General features: G+C 74.7%; 3 protein-coding genes. All 3 read right to left on the bottom strand.

What is annotated here, in order from left to right; translation table 11 throughout:
* Positions 1-46: 46 nt before the first annotated feature.
* From ACRAKH_RS21740 to ACRAKH_RS21730, 3 genes are read right to left on the bottom strand one after another with little or no spacing between them, the layout of a single operon-like run.
* Complete coding sequence (locus ACRAKH_RS21740) at positions 47-241, bottom strand: MbtH family protein (RefSeq protein ID WP_380724396.1); 195 nt, start codon at positions 239-241, stop codon at positions 47-49.
* Positions 238-1,458 (bottom strand): MFS transporter, encoded by a 1,221-nt coding sequence (locus ACRAKH_RS21735; protein ID WP_380724395.1) that lies wholly within the window; start codon positions 1,456-1,458, stop codon positions 238-240. The genes ACRAKH_RS21740 and ACRAKH_RS21735 overlap by 4 nt, the downstream gene beginning before the upstream one ends.
* On the bottom strand, positions 1,455-20,186 hold the full coding sequence (locus ACRAKH_RS21730; protein WP_447009228.1) for a non-ribosomal peptide synthase/polyketide synthase: 18,732 nt from the start codon (positions 20,184-20,186) through the stop codon (positions 1,455-1,457). Before ACRAKH_RS21730 ends, ACRAKH_RS21735 begins: the two co-directional genes overlap by 4 nt.
* Between the last annotated feature and the right edge of the window lies 1 nt (position 20,187).

Raw genomic sequence — 20,187 nt, 5'->3', positions numbered from 1 at the left:
GACACCCCGGCCCACGGGCACGCGCCCGTGGGCCGGGGTCACCGCCTCAGTCGCCCATCGCGGCCCGCAGGGAAGCCGGCCGCATGTCGGTCCACACCTCGTCGACGTGCGCCGAGCACTCGTCCTTCGTGCCCGTGGTGCCCTCGGCCCGCCACCCGGCGGGCACGTCCTGGTGCGCGGGCCACAGCGAGTACTGGCCCTCGTCGTTCACCAGGACCTGGTAGGCGATGTCGTCCCTCATCCTTGCTCCTCCTTGACTGGCGCCACCGCGTACCCGCGCAGAGTCGGGCTGACGGTGACGAACACCGTGATCAGGAAAATCCCCACCGCGCACACCAGGACCGCGGTGCGCGCGGACAGCAGTTCGGTCAGCACGCCGCCGACCAGGGGGCCCAGCGCGCCGGCCGACCCGACGACGACCGCCATCACGCCGCTCATCCGTCCCCGCAGCTCGTCCGGGGTGAGCAGCAGCTGGTGCGTGCCGATGGTGGTGTTGGCGGTCGGCGCCAGGAACGTCATCACCGCGAACAACGCGCCCAGCAGGTACGCCGACTGCACGACCAGCGACAGCGGCGTCAGCAGGCACAGCACCCAGAACACCGCCGCGATCGACTTGTGCGGCCCGAGCCTGCGGTGCAGCCGCGGCGCGACCAGCGCGCCGAGCACACCGCCCACGCCGAGCATCGCCGCCATCACGCCGATCTCGCCCGACGACGCACCCCGGCCCTGCGCCAGCACGATCACCACCAGGTAGAACGCGGTGAAGAACAGGTTCAGCACCACCGCGCACCCCGCCGTCACCCGGATCTCCGGGCGGCCCCACACCCACCGCAGGCCCTCGCCGATGGACTTGAGGATGTGCGGCCGGGACACCACCCGCTCGACCGGCGGCACCCGCAGGAACAGCAGCGTCACGAACGCCACCACGTGCGTCACCAGGTCCAGCAGGAACGGCAGCCACCGCGCCACGGCGAACAGCACGCCGCCGAGCGCCGTGCCGGACATCTGGCCCAGCGACGACCGGGCGGTGTTCATCGCGACCGCCGTCGCGAGCTGCGAGTCCGGCACGAGCCGGGGCAGGCACGCGTCCTCCGCCGGTTCGAACAGCGCCCGGCACACGCCCAGCACGACGGCCACCGCGACCAGGTGCGGTATCGACACCGCGTCCGCCCACACCGCCACCACCAGGCCGGCCAGCGCGAACGCCTGGGCGGCCTCGCAGGCCAGCATGATCCGCCGCCGGTCCCACCGGTCCACCAGCGCGCCGGCGGGCAGCCCCGCCACGAGCTGCGCGCCGGCGTCGGCGGCCAGCACCAGCCCGGACGCGGCGGGCGAGCCCGTCACCGCCAGCACGAGCAGCGGGAACGCGATCATCGAGGCGCTGAAGCCCACCTCGGCGACCGCCTGGCCGCCCCACAGCAGCGTGTAGTTCCGGTTCCGGGCCAGGGACGTGGTCACAGCGACCCCCGGCAGTCCGCGGCGATGGACCGCAACGCCTCGGCGAAGTCGGCCGCCACCGCCTCGACCTCGGCCGGCGGGTGCACGGCCGGGTGGTAGTACCAGGTGAAGCCGAGCGTCTTGCCGGCCTCGCCGACGACGTCGAGCAGGTGGTCGCCGACGTCCTCCGGGTCGTGCTCCCGGCCGACGGACGGCAGCACGGCCCGGCACAGCCCGGTCGACTCCTCGCCGCCGTCGAACCGGCCCAGGTAGTTGAACGCCACGGCGGGCCGTCCCGCGTCGGGCACCCGGCCGTGCTGCCGCAGCGCGCCGTAGCCGAGGCCGTTGCCGGGGATCGCCCGCAACTGCCGCCGCACCGCCTTCACCCGGTCGCGCCAGGTGCCGTCCGGCACGTCCACGACGACCGGGTACACGGTGGTGAACCAGCCGACGGTCCGGGTGAGGTCCACGTCGAGCACGTCCTCGCGTCCGTGGCCCTCCAGGTCGACCGCGACCCGCGACGACCCCGTCCACCGGGACAGCGCCCACGCCAGCGCGGCCAGCAGCACGTCGTTGATCCGCGTCCGGTAGGCGGCGGGCGCGCCGCGCAGCAACGCGTCCGTGTCCTCCTCCGACAGCTCGACGGTGGTGGACGCGGTCGGGCCGACGGGCGCCGGCGCGGTCGGGAACGGCGTGGTCCAGTGCTCGACCTCGTCGTCCAGCCCGCCGTCCAGCACGTGCGCGGACAGCTTGCGCGACCACTCCTGGTACGAGGTGGTCTTGGCGCCGAGGTCACCGCCCCGGTAGGCGGTCTCCAGGTCGTCCAGCAGGATGCGCCACGACACCCCGTCCACCACCAGGTGGTGCCCGACCAGCAGCAGCAGCGGCTTCTCGGCCGCCGACCGCCCGGCCCGGAACAGCACCGCCCGGAACAGCGGGCCGGACGCCAGGTCGAACGACGCGTGCACCTCGTCGGCCACCGCCTCCAACCGCTCGACCCCGTCCACCACGGTCAGCACGTCGTCGTCGCGCACGTCGTCGTTGTGCTGCCGCCACACCCCGTCGACGAGCGCGAACCGCAGCCGCAGGGCGTCGTGGTGGGCCACCAGCGCGCCCAGCGCGCGCCGCAGCGCCTCGACGTCCACCGCCGGGCCCAGCTCGACCAGGTGCGACTGGTTGAAGTGGTGCGGGTTGCGCCGGCCCGAGGTCAGGAACCAGTGCTGGATCGGCGTGAGCGGCACGTCGCCGACCACCGGGGCCCGGTCGGCGGAGGACGTGGCCTCCACCGTCACGTGCGGCGCGAGCGACGCGACGGTCTGGTGGGCGAACAGGTCCCGCGTGGCGAACCGGTACCCGGCCTGCCGGGCGCGTGCCACGACCTGCATGCTCAGGATCGAGTCGCCGCCGAGCGAGAAGAAGTTGTCCTCCACGCCGACCTCCGGCACGTCCAGCACGTCCGCCCACACCGCCGCCAGCGCCTCCTCCACCGGCCCGGACGGGGCGACGTACCCGGCGGTCACCGCGGCCGAGAAGTCCGGCTCGGGCAGGCGCGCCCGGTCCACCTTGCCGTTGGGGCTGATCGGCACCGCGTCCACCGGCACGAACAGCGACGGCACCAGGTAGTCCGGCAGGGTCTCGCCCAGGAAGTCCCGCAGCCGCGAGACGTCGCCGACGACGTACGCGACGAGCCGCTTGTGCCCTCGGGCGTCCGACCGCGCCACCACGACCGCCTCGCGGACGTCCGGGTGCCGCAGCAACGCCGTCTCGACCTCGCCCAGCTCGATCCGGAACCCGCGGATCTTCACCTGCTCGTCCGCCCGTCCGACGAACTCCAGCACCCCGCGCGAGGTCCACCGGACGACGTCGCCGGTGCGGTACATGCGCGACCCGGGCGGGCCGAACGGGTTCGCCACGAACCGCTGCGCGGTCAGCCCCGGCCGGTCCAGGTACCCGCGCGCCAGCCCGACACCGGCGACGTACAGCTCGCCCGCCACGCCGATCGGCACCGGCCGCAGCGCGCCGTCGAGGACGTGCGCCCGCGTCCCGGGGACGGGCCGCCCGATCGGCGGCACGCCGCCGGGCACCAGCGGGTCGCTCCACGACGCGACCACGGTGGACTCCGTGGGCCCGTACGCGTTGACCATGCGCCGGCCGGGCGCCCACCGCCGGACGAGGTCGGCCGAGCAGGCGTCACCGCCCACGATCAGCGTGCGGAACGCCGGCAGCGGCACGTCCGGCACGGTGGCCAGCGCGACCGGCGGGATCAGCGCGTGCGTCACGCCGTGCGCGTCGATCACCTCGGCCAGCTGGTCGCCCAGCAGCGGCCCCGGCGGCGGCACGACGAGCGCCGCGCCCGCCGGGAGGGCCAGGCACAGCTCCAGCACCGAGGCGTCGAAGCTGGGGGAGGAGAACTCCAGCACCCGGTCGCCCGGCGTCACGTCGAAGTGCGCGATGGCGGACGTCGCGAACGTGGCCAGGCCGGTGTGCGACACCACCACGCCCTTCGGCCGCCCGGTCGACCCGGACGTGTAGATCACGTACGCCGGGTGCTCCGGCCGCACCGCGACGCCCGGGTTGGTGTCCGGCAGGCCGCTGACGTCCACCGGCCCGTCGAGCACCACCAGCGGCCGGGCGTCGGCCAGCATGAACGCGATCCGCTCCGCCGGGTACTCGGGGTCGACGGGCAGGAACGCCGCGCCGGCCTTGAGCACCGCCAGCTCGGCCACGACCAGGTCCGCCGAGCGGGGCAGCCGCAGCGCGACGATCCGCTCCGGCCCGGCGCCGAGCCCGACCAGGTGGTGCGCCAACCGGTTCGCCCGCGCGTTCAGCTCGGCGTACGTCAGCTCCGCCGCACCGGTCAGCGCCGGCACGTCCGGGGTCTCCGCCGCCCGCGCCTCGACCAGCTCCACGAAACCGGGCCCGGCCACCGCGGGCCCCGACGAGCCCCACCGGGCCAGCAGCTCCCGCTCGTCGTCCGGCAGCACGGGCAGCGCCCACAGCGGCCGGTCGGCGTCCGCCGCGATCCCGGACAGCAGCACGCCCAGGTGCTCGACCATCCGCTCCACCGTGCCCGCGTCGAACAGGTCGGTGTTGTACTCGACCGACCCGTGCAGCGCGCCGCCGTCCTCCTCGGTGAACTCCACCGTCACGTCGAACCCGGTGCTCACCACGGGTTGCGGCACGTCGACCGCCGCCAGGCCCGGGAAGCCCTGCGCCTGCGGCGCGTTCTGCAACGCCACCACGGCCTGGAACAGGGGCGTGCGGCTGGTGTCGCGGTCCGGCTGCACCGCGTCCACGACCCGCTCGAACGGCACGTCCTGGTGCGCGAACGCGTCCAGCACGGTGTCCCGCGTCCGGGCCAGGAACTCCGGGAACGTCGCCGAGGGCTCGATCCGGGCCCGCAGCACCACCGTGTTGACGAAGAACCCGACCAGCTCCTGGGTCTCCGGCCGGTCCCGCCCGGACGCCACCGTGCCGACGGCGAAGTCGTCCTGCCCGGACCAGCGGTGGAACAGCACCTGGCAGGCCGCCACCAGCGCGGTGAACAACGTGCCGTCGACCGCGCGGGCCAGCTCGCGCAACCGGTCGGCGACCGGCGCCGGCACCACGAACTCGGTCTGCGCGCCCGCCGTCGTCTGCACGGGCGGCCGGGGCCGGTCCGCGGGCAGCTCCAGCGCGGGCACGTCGGCCAGCCGCCCGCGCCAGTAGTCGAGCTGCGCGTCGAGCGGCTGCTCCCGCTGCCAGGCCGCGAAGTCGCCGTACCGGATGGGCAGCCGCGGCAGCTCCTCGCCGCCGTACAGGGCGGCCAGGTCGGACATCAGCACGCCGCCGGACCAGCCGTCGGTGATGATGTGGTGCATCGTCAGCGCCAGCACGTGGTCGTCCGGCGCGAGCCGCGCCAGCGCGGGCCGGAACAGCGGGCCCTCCGCCAGGTCGAACGGCTCGACCGCGGGCAGGTCCTCGACCACCGGGAGCACCACGTCCGACGGCGGGCGCACCACCGCGACGGGCAGCCCGTCCACCGCCGGGAACGTCGTGCGCAACGCCTCGTGCCGCGCCACCAACGCCGTCAGCGCGCGTTCCAGCCGCGGCACGTCCAGCTCGCCGCGCAGCCGCACGGCCAGCGGGGTCACGTACTCCGTGCCGCCGGGGGAGAACTGGTCGAGGAACCACAAGCGCTGCTGGGCGAACGACAGCGGCCCGTCGCCGTCGACCCGCGGGATCACCGAGGCCGGCGAACCGCCGGGCAGGTGCGCCGCGAGCCGGGCCACGGTCGGGTGGTCGAACAGGTCGCGCGGCGACACGTCGAACGCCGCCCGCAGCCGCGACACCACCCGGATGCTGGAGATCGAGTCACCGCCCAGCGCGAAGAAGTTGTCCTCCACGCCGACCTCGGGCAGGCCCAGCACGTCCGCCCACACCTCGGCGACCAGCCGTTCCGCCTCCGTGCGCGGCGCGACGAACCCCCCGGCCGCCGACGCCTCGCGCTCCGGGGCGGGCAGCGCGGGCCGGTCCAGCTTGCCGTTCGCGTTGAGCGGCAACCGGTCCAGCGCCACGTACGCGGTCGGCACCATGTAGTCCGGCAGCACCCGCCCGGCGTGCTCGCGCAACCGGGCGGCGTCGACCGGCGGCCCGGCGGGCACGTAGTACGCGACCAGCCGGTCCTCCCGCACCACCACGGCGGCCTGCGCCACGGCGTCGTGGCCGGCCAGCACCGCCTCCACCTCGCCCAGCTCGATCCGGAACCCGCGGATCTTCACCTGGTGGTCGGACCGGCCCAGGTAGTGCAGCCTGCCGTCCACCCACCGGGCCAGGTCGCCGGTGCGGTACATCCGCTCGCCCGGCTCGCCGAACGGGTTGGCCACGAACCGCTGGGCGGTGAGGCCCGGCCGGTTGAGGTACCCGCGGGCCACGCCCGGCCCGGCCACGTACATCTCGCCGACGACACCCGGCGGCACCGGGTGCAGGTCGTCGTCCAGCACGTAGACGCGAAGGTCGGGGATGGGCACGCCGATCGAGCCGTCCGCGTGCGTCCACGTGACGTGCACGGTCGTCTCGGTGATGCCGTACATGTTGATCAACGCGCCGGAACCGCGCCACGCGTCCAGCTTGGCCAGGTCGAGGGCTTCACCGCCGAAGACCACGTACCGGACGTTCAGGTCGGGCGCCTCGGTCAGCAGGGCGTAGAACGCCGACGGCGTCTGGTTCAGCACGGTCACGCCCTCGTCGGCGAGCAGCCGGGCGAAGTCGCGCGGCGACCGCGTGACCTCGTGCGGGACGACGACCAGCCGTCCGCCGTGCAGCAGCGGTCCCCACAGCTCCCAGATCGAGAAGTCGAAGGCGTAGCTGTGGAAGAGCGTCCACACGTCGTCCGGCCCGAACCCGAACCAGTGGTCGGTCTCGGTGAACAACCGCACCACGTTCGAGTGCGGCACCACGACCCCCTTGGGCCGACCGGTCGAGCCGGACGTGTAGATCACGTACGCGGCGTTCTCCGGCCGCACCGACACCTCCGGCGCGTCCGCGGGGAACCCGGACAGGTCCGGCAGCGCGTCCAGCGTGGTCGTCGGCGCGGCGTCGGCGACCGTGGCGGCGATCCGGTCCGCCGGGTACGACGGGTCGAGCGGCAGGTAGGCCGCGCCCGCCTTGAGCACCCCGAGGACCGCGACGACGAGGTCGAGCGACCGCGGGAACGCCAGCGCCACCAACGACTCCGGCCCGGCGCCCACCGAGATCAGGTGGTGCGCCAACCGGTTCGCCCGCTCGTCCAGCTCCCGGTAGGTCAGGCTCGCGCCCTCGAACGTCACCGCGGGCGCGTCCGGGGTGCGCGCGGCCTGCGCCGCGAACAGGGACGGGACCGTGTCCTCCACCACCGCGCCGGCCGACGTGCCGTTCCACGACACGAGCACCTGCCGCAGCTCGGCGTCCGACAGCCACGGCAGGTCGGACACGCGTCGGCGCGGGTCCGCGCCGATGGCGTCGAGCAGCCGGTGGAACCGGTCGCCCAGGGCGGTGATCGTGCCCGCGTCGAACAGGCGCGGGTCGTAGGTCAGCTCGACGTGCAGCGCGTCGTCCACGTGGGCGCGCACGGTGAGCGGGAACGTCGTGGTGTCCAGGCCGTCCACCTCGCCGACGCGCGGCGCGCCGTCGGGCGTGTCCTGGTCCACCGGGTAGTTCTCGAACGCGAGCAGGCTGTCGAACAGCCGGGCGCCCGCCCAGCCCTGCACCCGCGCCAGCGACACGTGGTCGAACCGGCGGGCCTCGGTCTGCGCCTCCTGCAACCGGCGCAGCCAGTCCGGCAGCTCGGCGTCGGGGTCCACCGACACCCTCGTCGGCACGGTGTTGATGAACATGCCGACGATCGACTCCACGCCCGGCAGCTCGGCCGGGCGGCCGGACACCGTGCTGCCGAACACCACGTCCCGCTGTCCCGACGTGCGCGCCAGCAGCAGCGCCCACGCGCCCTGGACCAGCGTGTTGACCGTCAGGCCGTGGGCGCGGGCGACGGCGTCGAGCCGGTCGGCGGGCAGGTGGAGCTCGACCTGAGCGGAGGACTCGGCGCGGTGCGCCTCGGCCGGCGGCCGGTCGAACGGCAGGGGGGTGGGCGCCTCGAACCCGGCGAGCACACCGCGCCAGAACGACTCGGCGGCGGCGTCGTCCTGCTCGGCGAGCCAGGCCAGGTAGTCCCGGAACGGCCGCCGCGCGGGCGCCGTGCCGCCGGCGTACTCGTTCAGCACCTCGCCGAACACCTGCGCGGTGCTCCAGCCGTCCAGCAGCACGTGGTGCGAGGTCCACAGCAGGTCGACCTCGGTGTCCGAGACCTTCCCGACGGCGAGCCGCAGCAGCGGCGCGGTGGTCAGGTCGATGCCCGCCGCCGCGTCCGCCGCGACCAGCTCGTCGGTCACGTCGGCGTAGGTCACCGGCACGGTCACCCCGCGCCGCACGACCTGCACCGGCTCGTCCAGCCCTTCCCACACCACACTGGACCGCAGGACCGGCGTGCGGTCGACCACCCGCTGCCAGGCGGCGGCGAGCCGGGCCGGATCGTCCACTCCGGACAGTCGCACGCGCACCTGGTTCACGTACGCCGTGCCGTCGTCCACGAGGCTGTGGAACAGCATGCCCGCCTGCAACGGGGTGAGCGGGTAGACGTCCTCGACGTCGCGGTCGACGATCCGGTCCACCTGCTCGGCGGTGAGGCGCGCCAGCGGGAAGTCCGACGGCGTGCGGCCCCAGGCGTCCGGGCGGGCGCAGAACGCGATGATCCCGCGCAGCGCGTCGGCCATGCGGTCGGCCAGCGCCCGCACCGCGGCCTCGTCGTGGGCGTCGGTGGAGTACTCCCAGTCCACGACCAGCTCGCCGCCCGACACGGCCGCCGTGATGTCGAGCAGGTGCGGGCGGGTCAGGTCGTCCGGCACCTCGCGGCCGTGGTCGGCCTCGGTCAGCTCGTCGTCCCACTGGCCGAGGTAGTTGAAGCACACGCGGGGCAGCGCGCCCGAGACGCCGCGGTCCCAGTACTTCAGGGCCTCGTAGCTCAGACCCTTGTCCGGGACGGCGCGCAGCTGCTCCTTCACCGACTTCAGCGCGGCGCCCCAGTTCCCGGCGCCGCCGCCGTCCTCCGGCAGGCGCAGCGCGACGGGGAACTGCGCGGTGAACCAGCCGACCGTGCGGGAGAGGTCCACGCCGTCGAACAGCTCCTCGCGGCCGTGGCCTTCCAGCGCCACCAGCGCGCGCCCGTCGAACGCCGCCGCCAACGCGGTCAGCAGCACGTCGTTGACCTGGGTGCGGTAGGCGTCGGGCACGACGTGCAGCAACGCGTCCGTCTCGGACCGGGTCAGCCGGACCGACACGCTCCGCGCGGACCCCGCGGTCGTGGGCACGGGCTCGTCCACCGGCAGGGCGGCCCAGTGCGGCAGGGCGGCGTCGAACCGGCCGTCGCGCACGTGCCGGTCCAGCCGGCGCGCCCAGTCCGCGAACGCCGTGCTCCTCGGGCCGAGGTCGCCGCCGGCCAGCGCGGTGTCCAGGTCGGCCAGCACGATCCGCCACGACACCGCGTCCACCACCAGGTGGTGCGCGGTGACGAACAGCCTGCCGTCCTCGAACAGCACGGCGCGCAGCAACGGGCCGTGCCGCAGGTCGAGGCTCGCGCGGGCCAGGTCGGCCTCGGCGGCGAGGTCGTCGCCGGACGCGAGGCGGAACACCTCGGCGGACTCGACGTCCGCCACCTCCTGCCGCCACACGCCGTCGACCTGGCTGAACCGCAGCCGCAACGCGTCGTGGTGGGCGACGACGGCGCGCACCGCGTCACGCACCGCGGCGGGCTCGACGTCGCCCAGCTCGACCACCACCGACATGGTGAAGTGCGCCAGCGGGCCGTGCTCGGTGAAGAACCAGCGCTGGACCGGCGTGAGCGGCACGGGCCCGGTGACGGCCTCGTGGGTCGTCCCGGCGTCCTCGGTGACGGCGAGCGCCAGGTCGGCGACCGTCTGCCGCAGGAACACGTCCTTGGAGGTCAGCTTCAACCCGGCCTGCCGGGCGCGGGACACGACCTGCATGCTCAGGATCGAGTCGCCGCCGAGCGCGAAGAAGTTGTCCCGCGCGCCGACCCGCTCGACGCCGAGGACGTCCGCCCAGATGCCCGCGAGCGTGGTGGCGACACCGGGCTCCGGCGCCACGTACCCGGCCTCGGTGAACGTCGGCGTGGGCAGCGCCCGCCGGTCCACCTTGCCGCTCGGCGTCGCCGGCAGCGCGTCCATCGGCACGAACACCGACGGCACGAGGTAGTCCGGCAGCCGCTCCTTGAGCCAGCCGGCCAGGTCGGCGGCCGTGCCCACGGTGTAGGCGACGAGCCGCTGGTGGCCGTTGTGCTCACGGGCCACCACGGCGGCCTGCGTGACGTCGGGGTGGCGCAGCACCGCCGCCTCCACCTCGCCCAGCTCGATCCGGAACCCGCGGACCTTCACCTGGTCGTCGTCGCGGCCCAGGTACTCCAGCGCGGCCCCCCGGCTCCCGCCGGCGACCCAGCGGACCCGGTCGCCGGTGCGGTACATGCGCGCGCCGGGCGGGCCGAACGGGTCGGGCAGGAACCGCTGCGCCGTGAGGCCCGGTCGGTTCAGGTAGCCGCGCGCGACCTGCGCGCCGCCGATGAACAGCCCACCCGGCACGCCGACCGGCACGGGCCGCAGGTCGTCGTCCAGCACGTGGACGACGAGGTTGGCCAGCGGCCGGCCGATCAGGGGGCGGTCGCCGACGACGGGCGCCGCCACGGCGTCCACCGCGGTCTCCGTGGGGCCGTAGTAGTTGTACGCCGTGGTGCGCGGCGCGCGGGCCAGCTCCCGCCACAGCGGGTCGGGCAGCGCCTCGCCGCCGAGCATGAGCACGGAGGGCACGTGGTCGCCGTCGAGCAGGCCCGCGGGCAGGAGCTGCTGGACGTACGACGGGGTGAGGTCGAGGAAGTCGATCCGGTGCTCCCGCACGTACCCGACCAGGGCTTCCGGTTCGAGGCGGACGTCGTCGGCGAGCACGTGCAGCTCGTGGCCGTCGGCCATGAGCAGCGGGCCCTCCCACGACGTGTCGAACGAGAACACCGCGCTCAACGCCACCCGCAGCCGGCGCGCCGAGAACGTCCGGCGGTGGTCGTGCAGGAGGTTCGCCAACTGGCGGTGCTCGACCACCACGCCCTTGGGCACGCCGGTCGAGCCGGACGTGTAGATCACGTAGGCGGCCTGGTCCGGGCGTCGCGGCACGTCCGGCCTGGTGTCGGGGAAGTCGGCGAGGTCCGGCGCCGCGTCCAGCACGAGTGCCGGCTCCGCGTCGCGGAGGAGGAACTCGACGCGCTCGCGCGGCAGGCCGTCGTCGATCGGAAGGTACACCGCGCCCGCCTTGTGCACGGCCAGGATCGCCACCACCGAGTCGGCGGACCGCGGCAGCGTCACCGCGACGATCCGCTCCTGCTCCACGCCCTCGGCCAGCAGGTGGTGCGCGAGCCGGTTGGCCCGCGCGTCGACCTCGGCGAACGTGAGCCGGACGTCGCCGCACACCAGCGCGGTGGCGTCCGGCGTGCGCCGGGCCTGCTCCTCGAACAGGTCGGGGAACGCGAGGTCGGGGACGACCAGCCGCTCGCCGTGCCCGTCCGGCTCGTCGTCGAGCAGCAGCGACAGCTCCGCCACCGGGCGGTCGGGCCGCTCGGCGATCCCGGCGAGCAGGGCCACGAGGTGCCGGGCCATCCGGTCGACGGTGTCCGCGTCGAACAGGTCGGTGCTGTACTCCACCGCGCCGCGCAGCTCGCCCGCCACCTCGCCGAACTCGAACGTGAGGTCGCACGTCGAGGTCAGCAGCGGCAGCGGCAGCTCCGAGACCCGCAGGCCGGGCAGGTCGGGCACCTCGGCGCCGGTGTTCTGCAGCAGCACCATGACGTCGAACAGGGCGTTGCGGCTCGGGTCGCGGTCCGGGTGGACCGCCTCCACCACCCGCTCGAACGGCACATCCTGGTGCGCGAACCCGTCCCGCACGGTGGTCCGCACGTCGGCCAGCAGGTCCGTGAACGGCCGCCGCGGGTCCACGGTGGACCGCAGCACGACCGTGTTGACGAACAGGCCGACCACGTCGTCCAGCTCGGCGCGCCCGCGCCCGGACACCGCCGTGCCGACCGCGATGTCGTCCTGGCCGGTGTACCGGGCCAGCAGGGCCTTGGTGGCCGCCAGCAGCGCGGTGAACAGCGTGTCGCCGTGCCGTGCCGCCAACGCCTTCACCGCGCCCGCGACCGGCGCGGGCACGGTGAACTCGTGCATCGCGCCCGCCGTGCCGCGCACCGCCGCGCGCGGCCGGTCCGTGGGCAGCTCCAGCGGCGGCACGCCCGCCAGCCGCTCGGCCCAGTAGTCGACCGGAGGCTCCGGCCGCCACGCCGTGAAGTCCACGTACTGCACCGGGAGCGGCGGCAGCTCCTCGCCCGCGTACAACGCGCCGAGGTCGCGGGCCAGCACGCTCGTGGACCACCCGTCGGTGACGATGTGGTGCAGCGTCAGCACGAGCACGTGGTCGTCGTCGGCCACCCGCACCAGGCGGGTCCGGAGCAGCGGCCCGCGGCGCAGGTCGAACGGGGTGCCGACCTCCTCGCGCAGCACGTCCTCCCACGAACCGCCCTCGACGGTCAGCGGCACGTCGAACGGCGCGTGCACGACCTGCACACCGTCGTCGAACGTCGTGCGCAGCGACTCGTGCCGCGCCACCAGCCCGGTGACGGCGCGCCGCAGCGCGGCCAGGTCCAGCGGCCCGTGCAGCCGCAGCGCGGTCGGCGTGACGTACTCCGTGCCGCCCGGCTCGAACTGGTCGAGGAACCACAGCCGCCGCTGCGCGGGGGACTGCGGGAACGCCGGGTCGACGCCGTCGCGCGGGACCACCGGGATCGGGTCGACCTCACCGCGGCCCGCGTCCTCCAGCACGGCGGCGAGCCCGGCCACCGTCGGGTGGTCGAACACCGCGCGCGGCGACAGCTGCACGCCGAACGCCTGCCGCAACCGCGACGTCACGCGGATGCTGAGGATCGAGTCGCCGCCGAGGCGGAAGAAGTCGTCCCATGCGCCGACCCGCTCCAGCCCGAGCACGTCCGCCAGCACGTCGGCGACGACCTGTTCCGCGTCGGTGCGCGGCGCCACGAACTCGCCGGCCAGGTCGGGTTCGGGCAGGGCCCGCCGGTCGAGCTTGCCGCTGGGCGTCAGCGGCAGGTCGTCGAGCACCACGACCGCCGCCGGCACCAGGTAGTCCGGCAGGGTCGCGGCCAGCGCGTCGCGCGGGTCGGTCTCCGGCGCGCCCGTCACGTACCCGATGAGCCGGTTGTCCCGGACCACCACGGCCGACTGGTGCACGCCCGGCACGTCCAGCAGGGCCGCCTCGACCTCGCCGGGCTCGATCCGGAACCCGCGGATCTTCACCTGGTCGTCCGCGCGGCCCAGGTACTCCAGCACGCCGTCCACCCAGCGGACCCGGTCACCGGTGCGGTACATCCGGGCGCCGGTCACGCCGAACACCTCGGCGGCGAACGGGTCGGCCACGAACCGCTGCGCGGTCAGGCCGGGCCGGTCGAGGTAGCCGCGCGCGACCTGCGCGCCGCCGACGAACAGCTCGCCGGGCACACCGGGCGGTACCGGCCTCAGGTCCGCGTCCAGCACGTACGCGGCGAGGTTGGGCAGCGGCCTGCCGATCACGGGCCGGTCGCCGACGACGCGGGTCGCGGCCGAGTCCACGGCCACCTCGGTCGGCCCGTAGTAGTTGAAGCCCTCCACGGGCGAGTCGGCGATCTCCTGCCACAGCGGCGCGTCGACGGCCTCGCCGCCCAGCATGACCTGCCGCAGCCCCGAGTCCAGCAGCCCGGCCCGCACCAGCTGGCGCGCGTAGGACGGGGTGAGGTCGACGGTGCCGATGCCGTGGTCGGCGACGTACCGGACCAGGGCCTCGGGGTCGAGCCGCAGCTCGTCGTCGATGACGTGCAGCTCGTTGCCGGCGGCCAGGAACAGCAGTCCCTCCCACGACGTGTCGAACGAGAACGTGGCCGTGACCGCGAACTTCGTCCGCTCGCCCATCAGCGCGGACCGGTTGGCGTGGAACAGGTTCGCCAGCTGCCGGTGCTCCACCACGACGCCCTTGGGCGTGCCGGTCGAGCCGGACGTGTAGATCACGTACGCCGCCTGCTCGGGCCTCGGCACGACCGGGGGCGGGGTGTCGGGCAGGCCGGTCAGGTCCGGCACGGCGTCCAGCGTCAACGCCGGCGCGGCGTCCCGCAGCAGGAAGGCGACGCGGTCGGCGGGCAGCCCCGGGTCGACGGGCAGGTACACCGCGCCCGCCTTGAGCACGGCCAGCACCGCCACCACGAGGTCGGCCGAGCGCGGCAGCTTGACGGCCACCGTCCGCTCCGGACCGGCGCCGCGCGCCAGCAGGTGGTGCGCCAACCGGTTCGTGCGCGCGTCCAGCTCGGCGAACGTCAACGCCGTGCCCCGGAACACCAGCGCGGTCGCGTCCGGCGTGCGGCGGGCCTGCTCGGCGAACACCTCCGGGTACAGCGCGGACGGCATCTCGCGCGCGGTCCGGTTCCACTCCACCACGACCTGGCGGCGCTCGGCCTCGGACAGCCACGGCAGGTCCACGATCCGGGCCCGCGGGTCGGCCGCGATGGCGTCCACCAGCTCCCGCAGCCACCCGGCCAGCCGTGCCGCGGTGCTCCGGTCGAACAGCTCGGGGTCGTAGGCCAGGTCGAGGTTGAGCCGGTCGGTGAGGGACGCGCTCAGCGTCAACGGCAGCGTGGCGTTGTCGACCGCGTCCACCTCGACCACGCGCGGCCCGTCCGCGGCTTCCTCGAACGGGTAGTTCTCGAACACCACGACGCTGTCGAACAGCCGCGCGCCCGCGCCGGACCCGATGCCGGTCAACGCCTGGATCTCCGCCAGCGACGTGTGCTCGAACCGCCGCGACTCGCTCTGCGCGGCCTGCACGTCGCGCAGCCACGCGCCCACCTCGGCCGTGCCGTCCACGACCACGCGGGTCGGCACGGTGTTGATCAGCATGCCGACCATCGACTCGACGCCGGGCAGCTCCGCCGGACGGCCGGACACCGTGCTGCCGAACACCACGTCGGCCTGGCCGGACACCCGCGACAGCAGCAACGCCCACGCGCCCTGCACCACGGTGTTGGCGGTGAGGCCCGCGCGCTGCACGGTGTCGGCGAGGTCCAGCGAGAACGCCACCGACTCGGACGCCTCGGACCGGTGGGCCCGCGTCGGCGGCCGGTCGAACGGCAACGGCGTCGGACCGTCCACATCGGACAGGACGGTCCGCCAGTGCGCCTCGGCGGCCGACCGGTCCTGCTCGGCCAGCCACCGCAGGTAGTCGCGGAACGGCCGCCGCGCGGGCAGCCGGGCGGGCGTGCCGGTGGTGATCGCCCGGTACTGCTCCAGCACCTCGCCGAACACCTGCGCGGTGCTCCAGCCGTCGAGGATCACGTGGTGCGACGACCACACCAGCTCGACCCGGTCACCGCCGAGGGGCGTGACGTCGACCCGCAGCAGCGGCGCGACACCGAGGTCGAAGCCGCCTTCGGCCGCCGCCCCGGTCGGCAGCTGGACGTGCCGGTGCACGACCTGCACCGGCTCTGCCACCCCGTCCCACACGACGCTCGACCGCAGCACGGGCGTGCGGTCCACGACCCGCTGCCACGCCTCGCGCAGCGCCGCCGGGTCGGTGACGCCGTCGAGCACCAGCCGCATCCGGTCCACGTACGCGCCCGGCTCCACCAGGCTGTGGAACACCATGCCGGCCTGCAACGGCGTGAGCGGGTAGATGTCCTCCACGTCGGGGCCGGCGAGCGCGTCCACCTGGTCCTGGGTGAGCCGGGCCAGCGGGAAGTCCGACGGGGTGCGCCCGCCGGCGCCCGGCCGCGCGCAGTGCGCCACGATCTCGCGCAGCCCGTCCAGCGTCCGCTCGGCCAGCCGCCGCACGGTCTCGCCGTCGTGCACGTTCTCGCTGTACTCCCAGGTCAGCTCCAGCTCGCCGCCCTCGACCAGGCCGGTCACGTCGAGCAGGTGGCTGCGGGGCTCGTCCGGCGGGACGTCCGCGCCGACCGCGTCACGGCGGGCGCGGTAGAAACCGCCGTCGGCCACGTCGAACCGGCCGTGGTAGTTGAACGAGACCTGCGGCAGGCGTCCGCCGTCCGCCGTCCCGAACGACAGCGCCTCGAAGCTCAGGCCCCGGTGCGGCACCGCGCGCAAGGCCTCCTTGACCGACTTGAGCGTGCGCTCCCAGTCGGTGTCGCCCCCGTGCGGGTCGCGACGGGTCTCCAGCACCACCGGGAACTGGGTGGTGAACCACCCGACCGTGCGGGTCAGGTCGACACCCGGCAGCAGCTCCTCGCGGCCGTGGCCCTCCAGCGTCACGCCCACGGCGTCGCGCCCGGTCCACTCGGCCAGCGCCCGGCCGACCGCGCTCAGCAGCACGTCGTTGACCTGCGTCCGGTACACCGGCGGCACGGCGGTCAGCAGCGCGTCGGTCGTCGCCCGGTCCAGCCGCACGGACACCGTCCGCGTGGAGCCGGTCGCGTTCTCGCCGTCCCGGTCCACCGGCAGCGCCGCGGGCTCGGGCAGCGAGCGCCAGTGCTCCCGCGCGTCGTCCAGACCGCCGGACCGCACGTGCTCGGCCAGCCGGTGCGCCCACTGCGTGAACGACGTGCCCACGGGTTCCAGCGGCACGTCCCGGTAGGCCTGCTCGACGTCGCCCAGCAGGATGCGCCACGACACGCCGTCCATCGCCAGGTGGTGCACGGTCAGCAGCAACCGCGGCCGCTCGCCGGGGAAGAACACCGCGCGCAGCAACGGACCGTCGCCCAGGTCGAGGCTGCGCTGCGCCTCCTGGACGGCGGTGTCCACGTCCGCGTCGGTGGCGACGCGGAACACGTCCACCTCGCCGTCCGCGACCTCCTGCGCCCACTGCCCGTCGACCTCGCGGAACCGCAGCCGCAGCGCGTCGTGGTGCCCGACGACGGTCCGCACGGCGTCGCGCAGGGCCGCCGCGTCCACCCCGGGCTCCAGCTCCACCAGCAACGTCATGGTGAAGTGCGCCAACGGCCCGTGGTGCGCGAAGAACCACCGCTGGATCGGCGTGAGCGGGGCGGGGCCGGTGAACACGCGCTCCGGCGCGGCCTCGGCCGTCCGCGTCACCACGGGCGCCAGCTCGGCGATGGTCTGGTGGCGGAACACGTCGCGCGAGGTCAGGTGCAGGCCCGCCTGCCGCGCCCGCGACACCAGCTGGATGGACAGGATCGAGTCGCCGCCGACGGCGAAGAAGTTGTCGTCCACCCCGATCCGCTCGGCGCCGAGCACCTCGGCCCAGATCCGGGCCAGCTCGGCTTCGACCGGGGTGCGCGGCGCGACGAACTCGCCGTCGCCGACCGCCTGGGGCGCGGGCAGCGCCGCCCGGTCCACCTTCCCGTTGGGCGTCAGCGGGATGCGGTCCAGCTCCACGAACGCCGACGGCACCTGGTACTCCGGCAACGTTCGCCGCAGGTGTTCCCGCAGCTCCCGCACGTCCACGGGCCGGGTCGGCACGAGGTACCCGACGAGCCGGGTGTGCCCGCCGTCCTCGCGGGCGACGACGGCCGCCTCGGCGACGTCCGGGTGGCCCAGGAGCGCGGCCTCCACCTCGCCCGGCTCGACCCGGAACCCGCGGATCTTGACCTGGTCGTCGGTCCGCCCCAGGTACTCCAGCACGGTGTCGTCGTCCGCGGGCACCCACCGGACCCGGTCGCCCGTGCGGTACATCCGCTCGCCGGGCGCGCCGAACGGGTTCGCCAGGAACCGGCTCGCGGTCAGGCCCGGCCGGTCGAGGTAGCCGCGCGCCACCTGGGCGCCCGCGATGAACAGCTCGCCCGGCACGCCGACCGGCACCGGCCGCAGGTGATCGTCCAGCACGTGCGCGGTCACGTTGCCGAGCGGTCGGCCGATGACCGGCCGGTCGCCCGTGATCCGGTAGGAGACGGCGTCGACCGTGGTCTCCGTGGGGCCGTAGAAGTTGTGCGCGCGCAGGCCGGTGGCCACCAGGTCCCGCCACAGCGCCGGGCCCAGCGCCTCGCCGCCCAGCAGCAGCACCTTCGGCCCGTTCCCGGCCGTCAGCAGGCCGTCGGACAGCAGTTGCCGCACGTACGACGGCGGCAGGTCGAGCAGGTCGATCCGGTGCTCCCGCGCGTACCGGAGCAGCGCGGCGGCGTCGAGCCGGACGTCGTCGGTGAGCACGTGCAGCTCGTGGCCGTCGGCCATGAGGAGCACGCCCTCCCACGACGTGTCGAAGGAGAACACCGCGCTCAGCGCGACGCGCAAGCGTTCGCCGGCGAACGTCTCGCGGTGGTTGTGCAGCAGGTTCACCAGGTGCCGGTGCTCGACCACGACACCCTTGGGCAGGCCGGTCGAGCCGGACGTGTAGATCACGTACGCCGCGTGGTCGGGCCGCAGCGGCACGTCGGGAGCCGTGTCGGGACGGTCTGAGGTGTCGACCGGCGCGTCGATCACCCGCACCGCGCCGGAGTCCTCCAGCAGGTAGCGGCGGCGGGCCTCGGGCAGGCCGGGGTCGACCGGCAGGTACACCGCGCCCGCCTTGAGGATGCCCAGCACGGCGACCACCCAGTCGACGCCGCGCGGCAACGACAGCGCGACGATCCGCTCCGGCTCCACGCCCTCGGCGAGCAGGTGGTGCGCCAGCCGGTTCGCCCGCGCGTCCACCTCGGCGAACGTGAGGCTGACGCCGTCGCACACCAGCGCGGTGGCGTCCGGCGTTCGGCGCGCCTGCTCCGCGAACAGCGCGGGGAACGTGGTCGCCGGCACGGCCAGCGCGTGCCCGCGGCCGTCCGGCTCGTCGCCGAGCAGCATCGACAGCTCGGCCATCGGCCGGTACGGGTCTGCGGTGATCGCACCCAGCAGCGCGACCAGGTGCCGGGCCATCCGGTCGACCGTCGAGGCGTCGAACAGGTCGGTGCTGTACTCGGCCGACCCGCGCAGCCCCTCCGGCGTCTCGGTGAACTCGAAGGTCAGGTCGAAGTTCGACCACGGCCGCGTGAGCGGGTGCTCCTCGACGCGCAGGCCGGGCAGCTCCGGCAGGGCGCGGCCCGCGTTCTGGAGCACGACCATCACGTCGAACAGCGGCGTGCGGCTCGGGTCGCGGGACGCGCCGACCGCCTCCACCACCCGGTCGAACGGCGCTTCGTGCGCGAACGCGTCCAGCGCGGTGCGGTTGACCTCGGCCAGGAACTCGGCGAACGACCGCGTGCTGTCCACAGTGGACCGCAGCACGACGGTGCCGACCAGGAACCCGACGAGCCCGGCCAGCTCCGGCCGCTCCCGGCCGCTGGACACCGTGCCGACGGCGATGTCGTCCTGACCGGAGTACCGGGCCAGCAGCAGCTGGCACGCCGCCGTCAGCGTCGTGAACAGCGTGGTCTCGTTGACCCGCGCCAGCTCCGCCAGGTCGCTCGCGACCCGTGCGGGCACGGTGAACTCGTGCGTGGCGCCCGCCGACGTGCGCTCCGCCGGGCGCGGCCGGTCGGTGGGCAGCTCCAGCGGCACGACACCGGCGAGCCGGTCGACCCAGAACCCCGTGTCGACCGGACGTCCCTGCTGCCAAACGGCGTAGTCGGCGTACTGCAGCCGCGGCGGCTCCGGCGTGTCGCCCCGGTACAGCGCGGCGAGCTCGTCCACCACCACGCCGAGCGACCAGCCGTCCACGACGATGTGGTGCGCGGTCAGCAGCAGCACGTGCGAGTCGTCGGACTCGGTGAGCAGCGCGGCCCGGAACAGCGGCCCGCGGCGCAGGTCGAACGGGCGGTCCAGCTCGGCCCGCAGGTCGTCGGTCCCGCGCAGGTCGAGCGGGACGTCCTCGTGCACCACCTGCACGGGTCGGCCGTCGACCTGGTCGAACGTCGTGCGCAGCGACTCGTGCCGCCGCACCAGCCCGTTCAGCGCGTCGGACAGCCGGGCCACGTCGAGGGAACCGGTGAGCCGCAACGCGATCGCGCTGGTGTACTCGGTGCTCTCGGGCTGGAACCGGTCGAGGAACCACAGCCGCTGCTGGCCCGCGGACAGCGGCAGCGGCCGGTCGCGCGGAGCGGGCGGGATGACGTCGGCGGCGCGGGGCGCGGCCCGGCCCGCCAGCCGGTCGCGGAGGCGTTCCCGCAGGTGCTCGGGGAGCGCGGAGATGCGGTCGTTCTTGGACGCGGTCATG

Source organism: Saccharothrix hoggarensis (assembly GCF_052936025.1).
Note: the sequence above shows the minus strand (reverse complement) of the source record. Positions and strands in the feature narration are given on the sequence as shown.